This is a genomic window from Roseivivax marinus, assembly GCF_900109705.1.
Taxonomy (GTDB): Bacteria; Pseudomonadota; Alphaproteobacteria; order Rhodobacterales; family Rhodobacteraceae; genus Roseivivax; species Roseivivax marinus.
Genome location: NZ_FOAI01000001.1, coordinates 42,308 through 55,802 on the forward strand (window position 1 = coordinate 42,308; position 13,495 = coordinate 55,802).

4 protein-coding genes are annotated in these 13,495 nt (G+C 72.3%); all 4 read left to right on the forward strand.

The genetic code is table 11. The annotated features are described in order from the left end of the window. The first annotated feature begins 101 nt into the window (after positions 1-101). Genes BMX29_RS00175 through BMX29_RS00190 form a run of 4 tightly spaced genes read left to right on the forward strand, consistent with a single transcriptional unit; the run spans position 102 to position 13,467 of the window. The gene (locus BMX29_RS00175) at positions 102-6,521 is read left to right on the forward strand and encodes a type I polyketide synthase (protein WP_092809440.1); all 6,420 of its coding nucleotides are present in this window, start codon (positions 102-104) and stop codon (positions 6,519-6,521) included. Next, a complete protein-coding gene (locus BMX29_RS00180) occupies positions 6,518-7,513 on the forward strand; it encodes a glycosyltransferase family 2 protein (RefSeq protein ID WP_092809442.1) in 996 nt (331 codons plus the stop codon). Before BMX29_RS00175 ends, BMX29_RS00180 begins: the two co-directional genes overlap by 4 nt. Continuing rightward, positions 7,510-12,138, forward strand: a complete 4,629-nt coding sequence (locus BMX29_RS00185; RefSeq protein WP_092809444.1) for a MupA/Atu3671 family FMN-dependent luciferase-like monooxygenase — start codon at positions 7,510-7,512, stop codon at positions 12,136-12,138. Before BMX29_RS00180 ends, BMX29_RS00185 begins: the two co-directional genes overlap by 4 nt. A 12-nt stretch (positions 12,139-12,150) precedes the next feature. Then, positions 12,151-13,467: a GumC domain-containing protein gene (locus BMX29_RS00190; protein ID WP_092809446.1), complete on the forward strand. Its 1,317-nt coding sequence runs from the start codon at positions 12,151-12,153 to the stop codon at positions 13,465-13,467. The last annotated feature ends 28 nt before the right edge of the window (positions 13,468-13,495 follow it).

A 13,495-nucleotide genomic window follows, 5' to 3' on the forward strand; every position in this document is an offset into this window, starting at 1 on the left:
TCGACTGTCGTGCCCGGTTGCGGACACGAATCCTCAAATCTGCCTAAATTCACTCCCATTTTACGGGTAAGCCGGTCACTCGACGGATAGGATCCGAAGTCATGACTGCACCGGAGAACCATGCCTCGGTGTCCGACACGGACATCGCCATCGTCGGACTGGCCGCGCATCTGCCCGGCTCCGATGGCATCGCCGCCTATTGGCGGGCGTTGCGCGATGGGGTGTGCGCGATCCGTCCCCTGTCCGAAGAGGACCTGCGCGCCGCGGGCGAGGATCCGGCCCGCATGCGGCAGCGCAACTACGTTGCCGCCGCCGCGATGCTCGACGGGTTCGAGATGTTCGACGCGGACGCCTTCGGCCTGTCGCAGAAGGACGCGGCGATCATGGATCCCCAGCACCGTCGCTTTCTCGAAACCGCGTGGGAGGCGTTCGACAATGCTGGACACGCGCCCGAGACCTTCGAGGGTCGCATCGGCGTCTTCGCGGGCTGCGGCGAGGGCACCTATTACCACCAGAACCTGCGCTCGCACCGCGACCTGGTGGACGAGACCGGGCTGTTCCTGTTGCGTCACACAGGCAACGACAAGGACTTCCTGACCACCCGCCTCAGCCACGTGATGAACCTCACCGGCCCGTCCGTGAACGTCCAGACAGCGTGCTCGACCTCGCTGGTGGCCGCGCATTACGGCGTGCAGGCGCTGCTGAACGGCGAATGCGACATGGCACTCGCCGGTGGCGTGACGATCGAGCTGCCGCAGGGGCGGGGCTATCTCCACAAGGAGAACGAGATCCTGTCGCCGGACGGCGCTTGCCACGCCTTCGACCATCGCGCGCAGGGCACGGTGTTCGGCTCGGGCGCGGGCGTGGTGGTGCTGCGCCGGCTGGCGGACGCCATCGCCGACGGCGATCACATCTGGGCGGTCATCAAGGGCAGCGCGGTCAACAACGACGGCGCGGCCAAGGCCGGCTACCTCGCGCCCTCGGTGGACGGACAGGCGCAGGCGGTGGCCGAGGCGCTGGCCGTGGCGGACGTGGATGCGGGCAGCATCGGCTATGTCGAGTGCCACGGCACCGGCACCTATCTCGGCGACCCGATCGAGGTCGCCGCGCTGACGCAGGCCTTCCGCCGCACCACGGATGCCGTGGGGCGCTGCCGCATCGGGTCGGTGAAGACCAATATCGGCCATCTCGACACGGCGGCCGGGGTGGCGGGGCTCATCAAGACCTCGCTCGCGCTGCATCACCGCCAGATCCCGCCGTCGCTGGGCTACGAGGCGCCGAATCCGGCCATAGACTTCGCGAACTCGCCGTTCCGGGTGGCCGACCGGCTGACCGAATGGCCCTCGGACGGCCCGCGCCGGGCCGGGGTGAACGCGCTGGGCGTGGGCGGCACCAACGCGCATCTCGTGCTGGAAGAGGCGCCGGAGCGCGCGCCGTCGGACGAGTCTGCCTTCCCGTTCCAGGTGCTGACCCTCTCGGGGCGCAGCAAGGCGGCGCTCGACGCGAACGCCGACCGGCTGGCCGCGCATCTGCGCGCCGATGCCACGCAGCCGCTGGCGGACGTGGCCTTCACGCTCAAGGACGGACGGCGCCCGCTGGAGCGGCGGCGGGTGGTGGTGGCCGAGTCCCACGCCGAGGCCGCGCGCCTGCTGTCCGGGGGCGATGCCGCACGCGTTCATGATCACCGGGCGCTGTCCGATCCGGACGTGGCCTTCCTGTTTCCCGGCGGCGGCGCGCAATATCCCGGCATGGCGCGCGACCTCTACGAGACCGAGCCGGTCTTCGCCGAGTGGATGGATCGCGGGCTCGACCACCTCGCGACGCTGACCGGGACCGATCCGCGCGACGACCTGTTCCCCGAGGACGACAGCGCCGCCGCCGAGGTGCGGATGCGGCGCCCGTCGGTTCAGCTTCCGCTGATCGCCATCGTCGAGGTGGCGCTGGCCGAGCTGTGGCAAAGCTGGGGCGTGGTGCCCGCCGCCCTCGCCGGGCACTCGATGGGCGAGAACGCCGCGGCCTGCGTCGCCGGGGTGATGGGTTTCGAGGACATGATCGGCCTCGTCCATCTGCGGGGCACGCTGTTCAACCGGCTCCCGGGCGGCGGGATGCTGTCGGTCCCGCTTTCCGCGGCGGCCTTGCGACCGCTCCTGGGGGATGACCTCGACCTTGCCGCCGAGAACGCGCCGGGGCTGTCCGTGGCCTCCGGTCCGTCCGGGGCGCTCGACCGGCTGGAGGCAGAGCTGGCAGCCGAGGGGATCGAGTGCCGGCGGATTGTCATCGACATCGCCGCGCACAGCCGAACGCTGGAGCCGATCCTCGGCGAATTCCGGGAGCATCTTCAGACCATCCGGCTCAGCGCCCCGCGGATCCCGCTCGCGTCGAACCGCACCGGGACGTGGATGACCGACGCGCAGGCGACCTCGCCCGACTACTGGGTCGAGCATCTGCGCCACGCGGTGCGCTTTGCCGAGTGCGTCGGAACGCTCGCGCGGCCGGACCGGGTGTTTCTCGAGGTCGGACCGGGGCGCGCGCTGGCCTCGCTCGCGCGGCAGCATCCCGAGGTGGATGGACAGGCGGTGGTGTCGAGCCTGCGGCACCCGGACGAGGCCATCGCCGACGACCGGCACCACCTCGAGGTCGTGGGACGGCTCTGGGCGCTGGGCGTCGAGGCCGACTGGGCGCAGGTCTGGGGCGAGGGGCGGCGCAATCGCGTGGTGCTGCCGGGCTACGCCTTCCAGCGCCAGCCCTACTACATCGCCCCGGCCGAGCCCGAGGCCGCCCCGGCGACCCTGCCCGCCCGCATCGACGACGTGGCGCGCTGGGGGTGGGTGCCGGCCTGGCGCCCGCGCACCGCCCCGGTCGAGATCGACGTGGAGCATGGTCTGCACGAGGCCGAACCGGAAACGTGGCTGTTCTTCGTGGACGGGTGCGGGGTGGCCGAGGCAGCCGCCCGCCGCCTGCGCGCGGTCGGTCACGATGTGGTCGAGGTGCGTGCGGGCGACGTCTTCGCGCGGACCGCGCCCGGACGTTACACGCTGGCCCCGGAACGCGCGCGGGACGAGCTTGAGCGGCTGTTCCGCGATCTCTCGGCCCGGGGGACGCGGCCCGACCGCATCGCGCATTACTGGCTGGTCACGGGCGACGAGGGCCACCGTCCGGGATCGAGCTTCTACCACCGGGTGCAGGAGCAGGGCTTCGAGACGCTGCTGGCGCTCGGGCAGGTGCTGGCCGAGGACGCGCCGTCGGGCGCGCTGCCGCTCACGGTCTTCACCAACGGTGCGGTGCGCGTCCGGAACGAGGCGCTGCCGCATCCGGCCAAGGCCACCATCGCCGGACCGGCGCGCGTGATCCCGCGCGAGGTGCCGGGCGTTCGCGTGGCTGTCCTCGACCTCGACCTGCCGGTTGCGCCGCGGCGCCGCCCGCGCGATCTGCCGGTGCGCGACGTGCTGGAGGAGCTGCTGGCCGCGCCTGGCGATCGCTGGGCCGCCCTGCGCGGCGGTCGCCGCTACGAACAGGCGATGAAGCCGCGCGCGTTGCCCGAGGCGCCGCTGCCCGAAGCATCCTGCGTTCTCCTCACTGGCGGCTTCGGCGGTATCGGCCTGACGCTTGCCCGCGCGCTGGCTGCCCGCGGCGCGCGCATCGCGCTGGTCGCGCGGGGGGAGGTGCCGGAGCGTTCCGGCTGGGACCACTGGCTGCGGACCCATGCGCCACAGGACCGTGTCTCGCGCCGGATTTCCGCGATCCGTGCGCTCGAGGCGGCCGGGGCCGAGGTCATGTGGCTCTCGGCCGACGTCTGCAACGAGGCCGACATGCGCGCGGCCCGGACGGCGGTCGAGGCGCGCTTCGGTCCGGTGGACGGCGTGATCCACGGCGCCGGCGTGATCGCCGACGCGCCGCTGCTGTCGAAGACGCCGGCGCAGGTCGAAGAGGTCTTCACACCGAAGATCCACGGCACAGACGTGCTGGCCCGCGTGTTCCCGGACGGCGACGTGACGTGGATGGCGCTGTTCGCCTCGTCCTCCACGGTGACCGCGCCCGCGGGACAGGTCGATTACGTCGCCGCCAACGCCTACCTCAACGCCTGGGCCGAGGCGCGGGCCGGGGGTCGCACGCGGGTCGTCGCCCTGAACTGGGGCATCTGGTCCGAGGTGGGCATGGCCGCCGAAGCGGTCGCCGCGCGCACCGGCTCTGCCACCGACACGCTGCCCGAGCCGGTCGCCGCACCGCTGCTGGACACCGCGCGCTTCGACCGGGACGGGCGCCGCGTGATCGAGACGCGCATCGCCGCCACCGACTGGATCGCCGACGAGCACCGCCTGCGCACTGGTGAGGCGCTGCTGCCCGGGACCGGGACGCTGACGCTCATGGTCCACGCGCTCGCCGCGCAGGGCGTAGAGACGCCGGTGGAGCTGCGCGACGTGACCTTCCTGCGTCCGGTGACCATTCCCGAATCCGGCGCGCGCGACCTGAGGGTGCGGCTGACCGGTTCAGGGGCGGGGCACCGCATCGAGCTGCTGGCCGATGCGGACGCCGGGGGACGCGCGGGCCACGTCCTCTGCGCGCAGGGAACCGCGGCGCCCGGCCCGCACGCGGCCCCGATCCCGCTCGACCTGGCGTCGATCCGAGGTCGCCTCCGTCCGTCGAAGGACACCGCCCCCGGCAACACGTTGACCATTGAGCAGGAAGCGCACCTGGCCTTCGGGCCGCGCTGGCGGGTCCTGACGTCGCGCGCTCTGGGAGAGGGCGAGGGCCTGGCCGAACTGGCCCTGCCCGCGGCAGCGCGCGGCGACGCGGGCTTCGTCCTGCATCCCGGGCTTCTGGACATCGCGACCGGGTGGGCGATGGAGCTGGTCGCGGACTACCGCCCGAGCCACCTCTGGGCGCCGCTGTCCTACGACCGGATCACCATCCATGCGCCGTTGCCCGCGCGCCTCGTCAGTTGGGTGCGGCTGTCCGGCGGCGACAGTGCGCACGAGGGTGCTACGCGGTTCGACGTGACGCTGGCCGCGCCCGACGGCGCCGTCGCCGTAGAGATCGAGGGCTTCGAACTCCGTCGTCTCGCCGATCCCCAGAGCCTCGCGCGGCCCACGCCGCCGACGCCCGCCGAGATCGAGGTCGAGGCCACCCCGGGCGACGCGCCCCTGTCCCCGGCGGAAGAGCGGCTGGTGCAGGCGCTCGACCAGGGCATCCGGCCGCAGGAGGGCGCCGACGCCTTCGCCCGCGCCATGGCGCTGGGCGTGCCGCAGGTGGTGGTGTCGTCCATGGACATGGGCGCGCTGACCCGCGCAACCGCCGAGGCCGCGCGCCCCGAGGCGCAGGGCCACACCTTCGAGCGCCCGACCCTCGACAGCGACTATGCCGCCCCCGAGACAGAGGTGGAAAAGGCCCTCGCGGGGATGTGGGCGGAGCTTCTGGGCGTGGCAAAAATGGGCGTGGACGACGACTTCTTCGACCTTGGCGGCCACAGCCTGATCGCGGTGCGGCTGTTCTCGCAGGTCCGCCGGGCCTTCCGGGTCGATTTCCCGATCTCGGTGCTGTTCGAGGCACCGACGATCCGCGCCTGCGCCGCGCTGATAGAGGGGCGCCGCGGCGCGACGGGGACCGGGCCGGCGGCGACCTCGGAACCGGCGCGACCGGCCCGCGAGCCGCGGTTCATGCATCTAGTCGCCATGCACGAGGGCTCGGGTGGCCCGAAGGCGCCGCTGTTCGTTGTGTCGGGCATGTTCGGCAACGTGCTGAACCTGCGGCACCTCGCGCATCTCGTCGGGCAGGACAGGCCGTTCTGGGGCCTACAGGCCCGCGGCCTTTTCGGCGACGCCGCGCCGCACCGCACGATCCCCGAGGCGGCACGCGATTACATTGCCGAGATCAAGCAGGTCTGCCCGGATGGCCCCTACCTGATCGGCGGGTTCTCGGGGGGCGGGATCACCGCGTTCGAGATCGCGCGGCAGCTCGAGGCCGCGGGCGACCGGGTGGCGCTGGTGGCCCTTCTCGACACGCCGCTGCCGCAGCGCCGGCCGCTGCTGGCGCGGGACCGTGCGCTGATCCAGCTGCACGAACTTCGGCGCCGGGGTCTGACCTATCCGCTGACATGGGCCAGGAACCGCGTCGCCTGGGAGATCGCGAAGCGTCGTGCGCCGGTCCGGACCGCGGAAGAGACGCGCTTCCACGATGCCGAGATCGAGGCCGCTTTCCTCGAGGCCGCCGCGGCCTACGAGGTGCAGCCCTGGGACGGGAGGCTGGCGCTGTTCCGGCCACCGCTCAAGGGCCACTGGAAGGTGTCGGGCGGGCGCTGGGTGGACAGCCAGCGCGCCTACCTCTTCCACGACAACGACTGGGGTCGCTTCGTTCCCTGTGTCGAGGTGCACGAGGTTCCGGGCGACCACGATTCCATGGTGCTGGAGCCCAACGTCCGCGTTCTCGCGCGCACGCTGGGACGCGCGATCGCCCGCGCCGAAGCCGAGGAGCGTGATGCCGCCGGGCGGGTGGTGCCGTTCCGGCGGCTGGAGGCCGCGGAATGACCGGGACCTCCCCCCGCCTCCTGGTCGTGGTGCTGAACTGGCGCACCGCAGACATGAGCCTGCGCGCAACCCGCGCCGCGGCGACGGCGCTCGCCGGTCTGGATGCCGAGGTGGTGGTCGTCGACAACGACAGCGGGGACGGGTCCGAGGCGCACCTGCGCGCGGGCCTCGCCAAGGGGTCGTGGCCGGTGCCTGTGCGCGTGGTCCAGAGCGGGCGCAACGGCGGTTTCGGCGCGGGCATGAATGCCGGCATCCGGACGGGCCGCGCCGATGGCATGGCGCCGGACTACATCTACATCCTCAACTCCGACGCCTTCCCCGAGGCGGGCGCGATCCGCGCGCTGGTCGATCACCTGGAGGCGCATCCCGAGGCGGGGTTCGCGGGAAGCGCGATCGTCGGCGAGGACGGTGCGGTGCATCAGACCGCCTTCCGCTTTCCCTCGGCGCTGTCCGAGTTCGAGGGCGCGGTGCGGTTCGGCCCGGTCACGCGGATGTTGTCCCGGCGCCGGGTGCCGATGCCGGTCCCGCGGGAGACAGGTCCGGTGGACTGGCTGTCGGGCGCGTCGCTGATGATGCGGACCGCCGTGCTGGACCGGATCGGCCTCTTCGACGAGGGCTACTTTCTCTATTTCGAGGAGACCGACCTGTGCCGGCGCTGCGCCGAGGCGGGCCATGCCGTGCACTACGTCGCCGAGAGCCGGGTGATGCATCTCGGATCGGTCTCGACCGGCATGTCGACGTGGTCGCAGGTGCCGGACTACTGGTTCGACAGCCGCTGGCGGTACTTCGAGGCTCGGGGCGGGAGACGCGCCGCCGCGGGCGCGACGCTGGCGCACCTCGCGGGCGCCGCGCTGGGCCGGGTCAAGGACGCGGTGAAGGGCGTCGCCCCGCCACGCGGCCTGCCGGGCGGCGTGCGGATGGCGCGCCACGCGCTGCGCCGGATGCGGACGCCGGTCCACGCCGCACCATCCGTGAAGGAGCCGGGGACATGAGTGCCTTCGTCGCGATTCTCTGGGGCAACGACACCCTGACGCTGGAATGCGGCCGCACGATGCTGGCGCGCGGGCATCGGATCGCGGCAGTGGTGACCCGCTCGGACGCGGTGCGGGCGTGGGCCGCCGACGCGGGCCTCGCCGTCCGCGCGCCCGAGACGCCCCCGGCCGATGTGCCCTGCGACTGGCTGTTCAGCATCGCGAATCTCGACCTGATCCCCGAGGCCATGCTGGCGGTGCCCCGGCAGGGCGCGGTGAACTTCCACGACGGGCCGCTGCCGCGCCACGCGGGCCTCAACGCGCCGGTCTGGGCGCTGATCGAGGGCGAGCGTCGCCACGGCATCACCTGGCACCTGATCGAGGGCGGCGTGGACGAGGGCGACATCCTCGTGGAGCGCGCCGTCGACATCGCGCCGGACGACACCGCGCTGACCCTCAACCTGCGCTGTTTCGAGGCCGCTCTGGGATCGTTCGACGCGCTGCTCGCGGCGCTCGGGACCGGAGCGGCCGAGCGGGTGCCGCAGGACCTGTCGCGGCGCAGGGTCCACCGCCGCGCGGATCGTCCGGACGGGCAGGGTGTGCTGGACGTCACGCGTCCCGCTGATGAACTGGAAAGGCTGGTGCGCGCGCTCGATCACGGCGCGTACTGGAACCCGCTCTGCCTGCCGAAGCTGAGGATCGACGGGCGGGTGCTGGTCGTGGCGTCCGCCGAGATCACGGAGGGCGACGGGTCCCCCGGCGCCGTGCTTCGCACCGGGGACAGCGCGGCTGTCGTCGCCTGCGGAACCGGCGCGCTCGCGCTTCGGCTGGAAGAGATGGACGGCAGGGCGGTCGACCCGGCGACGCTCACCGGGCCGGCCGAAGCGCCGGATGGCAACGAACCCGACGTGGCGCGACACGAGCCGTTCTGGCGCGACCGGCTGGCGGAGATGGTCCCGGCGACGGTCCCGGGCGCGCGGCCCGGGGACGGAGAGCCGATCACGCTGACGCTCGACCCGCGCGTTGATGCGGCCTGCCTTGCTGCGCTTGCCGTGCACCTCGCGAGCGATGCGGCCTGTGACGTGGCGTGGCGTGCGTCGGGCGTGGCGCGCTTGTCCCAAGATGGCCTCGTCGCCGGATGGGTGCCGCTGCGCGTGGCACCCGCGCCGCTGGGCACGATTGCCGGAACGCTGGCCGACGCGCGGGTCGCGCTGGCCCGCCGCGGTGCCATCGCCGCCGACCTGTTCCGGCGCGCCCCCGAGCTGCGGGGCGCCTCGACACCCGCGATCGGCCTGTCCGAAGACGGGCCGGTGCCCGGCTGCGCGGTGACGATGGAACTGGGCGACGTCACCCGCCTGCACGCCGATCCCGCGCGGATCTCGCCCGAGCACGCGCGTCTGCTGGCGCGGCGGCTCGAGGCGCTGGCCGCCGAGGACCCGACCACCCCCTTCGCCGAGCTGCCCCGCCTGTCCGAGGCCGAGGCAGAGGCAATCCGCGGCTGGAACGCCACCGAAACGCGCGTCACGCCCGCGACCATGCACACGCTGTTCGAGGCGCAGGTGGACCGGACCCCGGAGGCGACCGCGCTGATCTTCGAGGACCGGCGGCTCGACTATGCCACGCTGGACGCCCGCGCCAACGCCGCCGCGCACATCCTGCGTGGCATGGGCGTGGGGCCGGGCACCGTCGTCGGACTTGCCTGCGCGCGGTCCTTCGACCTCGTGGTCGGCGCCTACGCGATCCTCAAGGCCGGTGGCGCGTACCTGCCTCTCGACCCGGCCTATCCCGAGGACCGGCTGCGCCACTACCTGTCCGACAGCGGCGCGCGGATGGTGGTCACACAGTCGGCGCTGGCGGACGGGCTGCCGGGCCGGGGCCTCGCGACGCTCTGCCTCGATACCGATCCGCGTCTGGCGCGGGCTCCGACGACACGGCCCGTGCCGCGAGCGGTGCCGGGGGACCTCGCCTACCTGATCTACACCTCCGGCTCGACCGGCGTGCCCAAGGGCGTGATGGTCGAACACGCGCAGGTCGCCAACTTCTACGCCGGAATGGACGCCGTCGTGCCCGAGCCGGACGGAACGTGGCTGGCGGTGACGTCGCTCAGCTTCGACATCTCCGTGCTCGAGCTCTTCTACACCACGGCCCGCGGCGCGACCGTGGTGATCGCGTCGGACGCCGACCGCAGCACCGTCTCGCGCGGGCCGGTGCGGCGGCGGGGCATGGACATGTCGCTCTATTACTGGGGCAACGACGACGGCATCGGGCCGGACAAGTACCGCACCCTGATCGAGGGCGCGCGCTTTGCGGACAAGGCCGGCTTCTGCGCGGTCTGGACGCCGGAGCGGCACTTCCACGCCTTCGGCGGGCCCTATCCGAATCCCTCCGTCACCGGAGCGGCGGTCGCTGCCGTGACCGACCGGATCGGGGTGCGGGCCGGGTCCTGCGTTGCGCCGCTGCACCATCCCGCGCGGATCGCCGAGGAATGGGCGGTGATCGACAACCTCACCGACGGGCGCGCGGGACTGGCCATCGCCTCGGGCTGGCAGCCGGACGACTTCGTGCTCCGCCCCGAGAACACGCCGCCCGCGAACAAGCCCGCAATGATCGAGACCATCGACACCCTGCGCAGGCTCTGGCGCGGCGAGGCGGTGGCCTTCCCCCGTGCCGACGGCAGCTTGCACGAGGTCGTCACCCAGCCGCGCCCGGTCTCGCGCGAGTTGCCGGTCTGGGTGACCACCGCCGGCAACCCCGAGACATGGCGCGAGGCCGGCCGGCTGGGCGCGAACGTCCTGACGCATCTTCTGGGGCAATCGGTGGCCGAGGTGGGCGAGAAGATCGCGCTCTACCACGCTGCGCTACGCGAGGCGGGGCACGATCCCGCCCGGTTCAGCGTGACGCTGATGCTGCACACCTATCTCGCCGACAGTCGCGAGGCCGCGCGCGAGATCGCGCGGGAGCCGATGAAGGACTACCTGCGTTCGGCCGCGGGACTCATCAAGCAGTACGCCTGGGCCTTTCCGGCGTTCAAGCGGCCACAGGGCGTGGACGCCGCACACCAGCTGGATCTCGGGACGCTCTCGGCGGACGAGCTGGAAGGCATCCTCGACTTCGCATTTGAGCGCTACTTCACCGACAGCGGGCTTTTCGGCACCGAGGATGACGCGGTCGCACGGGCCGAGGCGCTGTCCGCGATCGGCGTGACCGAGATCGCCTGCCTGATCGACTACGGCATCGCGCCAGACGCGGTCCTGGACGGCTTGCGGCCGCTGGCCCGCGCCCTCGACCGGATGGCGGCGCAGCCCGGACCCGCAAAGGACGACTTTTCCATCGCCGCGCAACTCGTGCGGCACCGGGTCACCCACCTGCAATGCACGCCCTCGATGGCGCGGATGATCGCCATGTCCGACGACGCGCGCGACGCGTTGTCCGGCCTGCGTCACCTGTTCCTGGGCGGAGAGGCGCTGCCCGGTCCCCTGGTCGAGGAGTTCGCGGCCCTGACCGGTGCGAGCGTCACCAACATGTACGGACCCACCGAGACGACGATCTGGTCGGCGACCTCGGCCGCGCGGCCGGGGGCGGGGGTTGTGGACCTGGGCTATCCCGTCGCGAACACCGCGCTGCACGTTCTCGACGACGACCGCGTGCCGGTGCCGGTGGGGGCAGAGGGAGAGCTGTGGATCGGCGGCGCCGGCGTCACGCGGGGCTACTGGAACCGGCCGGACCTGACCGCCGAGCGTTTCGCGCTGGACCTTTCCGGACGGGGGCGGATGTATCGCACCGGGGATCTGGTGCGCCGCCGCGCGGACGGGCGGCTCGATTTCCTCGGACGCGCGGACGGACAGGTCAAGCTGCGAGGCCACCGCATCGAGACCGGAGAGATCGAGGCCGCGCTGGAGGCCGATCCGCATGTCCGGCAGGCCGCCGTGGTCGCGCGGGAGGATCGTCCGGGCGACTTGCGGCTCGTGGCTTACGTTGCCGGGCCGGGGATCGACGCCGGCGCCCTGAAGGCGCGGTTGGGCGCTCGTCTGCCCGCCATCATGGTGCCGTCGCGTTTCGTGGTGTTGGACGCGTTGCCGCTGACGCCCAACCGCAAGGTGGACCGCGGGGCGTTGCCGGCTCCGGATAAGGCGGCTCCGACGGAGCGGGCCGAGGCGTACAAAGATCAGAGGCTGCCCGAGGGCCGCGGTGCCCGTGCCATTGGCATCGCCGCACCGAAGGCGCGCGCCATTGCTCCTGCGCCGTCTCGACGTGGGGCGGCCGCCACGGTCGCGCACGCCGCCGGGAACCACGCGGATCGCGACGGCGCGCAACCGCGCATCGCGACGATCTGGGCCCGCATCCTCGGGGTCCCGACGCCCTCCGGTGGGGACAGTTTCTTCGATATGGGCGGCCATTCCCTGCTGGCGGTGGAGGCCCACCGCGCGATAAGGGACGAGCTTTCGGTGCCGGCCCTGTCGATCACCGACATCTTCCGCTTCCCGATGCTTGCCGACCTTGCGCGGCGGGTCGATGCGCTGGCCGATACCGTGCCCGGCCCGGCCGTCGCCGCAGTCGATCCGGCCCGCCCGCAGACCGCGGGAGCCGGGACACGGGCGGACATCATGGCCCGGCGCCGCGTCATGCGCGCCCGGCGGCGGGCCTGAAGGAGAACGGACGTGACTGCATTCCAAAGCTCCGACGAGGTCTTCGCGGCCCTGCGCCGGCGGGCTTTCCTGATCGTGCTTCTGACCGCACTCGGCTGCGCGGCGTCGGTCTGGGTCGCGTTGCAGCAGGACAAGCTCTACGAGGCGACCGCCGTAGTGCAGATCGAGGACGCGCGCATCCCCGACCGGATGACCGGTCAGGCCGCGCCCGAGGTCGATCCGGGCCGCCGCGTGCGACTGATCGAGCAACGCCTGATGGCACGCGACAACCTGCTGTCGCTGATGGAAGAATACAGTCTCTTCCCCGATGAGGACTCGATGAACGAACGGATCTTCGCGCTGCGTCAGGCGGTGTCGCTCGAGGAGATCCGCGGCAACGCGCAGCCCTGGCAGACCGACATCGCGCCCTCGGGGCTCAGGATCACCGTGCGGCTCGACGATCCCTCGGACGCGGCGGCGGTAGCCAACGATCTCATGGCATCGGTCATCGCCGAGGCCGAGACCCGGAGCGCCGCCCGCGCCCGCGAAACCGTGGCGTTCTTCGCGTCGGAGGCGGATCGCGTCGCCTCCGAGATCGCAGAAGCGGAAAGCGCCATCGCCGCCTTCAAGACCGAGAACTCCGAGGCGCTGCCGGAAGGTACCGTGGCGCTGCGGGACCAGCTGTCCACGCTGCAGGAGAACCTGCTGGCTCTCGACCGCGAGATCATCGCGATGCAGAACAATTCCAGCCGTCTGCGTCAGGACGAGCTGACGCGTCAGGTGGCGCTTCTGCGCGAGCAGCGCACGCTGGTGGACGAGCGTATCACCCGGCTGGAGGCGAACCTTGCCCGCGCCCCCGAGGTCGAGCGCGCGCTTGGCGCGCTCGAGCGGGACCTGTCGCAGTTGCAGGAGCGATACGGCGTGGTGAACCGCCGCCGCGCAGACGCCGAGATGGCGCAGGTCCTGCAAGACCAGGAGGCCGCCGACCGCTTCGAGGTGCTGGAAACCGCGCTGGAGCCCGAGACCGCGATTTCCCGCAGCAAGCGCAAGGTCGCGGCGGCGGGCGGCTTGGTCAGCCTGTTCCTCGCCGTGGGGATCGCCGTGCTGATCGAGCTTTTGAACCCGGCGATCCGCACGGCGGGCCAGCTCGAGCGGCAGCTCGGCGTGTCTCCGGTGGTGGCGATCCCGGTGATCCGCACCCGGCGCGATCGCGGGCGGCGGGGCCTTCTGTGGCTTGGCGGCCTTGCCGTGGCGATTGCCGCCGCCTGGCTGGCGCTGCGGACCTTCGGTGGTGCCATCGTCGACAGCGGCGTTCTCTCCCGACTGCCGTTTCCGCGCGGCGGGTCCTGAGCGGCCGGATCTGCCAGCGGGGGGGTGT

Coding starts and splice junctions, on each gene's coding strand:
- BMX29_RS00175 (WP_092809440.1), top strand. CDS start 102: ATGACTGCACCGGAGAACCATGCCTCGGTGTCCGACACGGACATCGCC.
- BMX29_RS00180 (WP_092809442.1), top strand. CDS start 6,518: ATGACCGGGACCTCCCCCCGCCTCCTGGTCGTGGTGCTGAACTGGCGC.
- BMX29_RS00185 (WP_092809444.1), top strand. CDS start 7,510: ATGAGTGCCTTCGTCGCGATTCTCTGGGGCAACGACACCCTGACGCTG.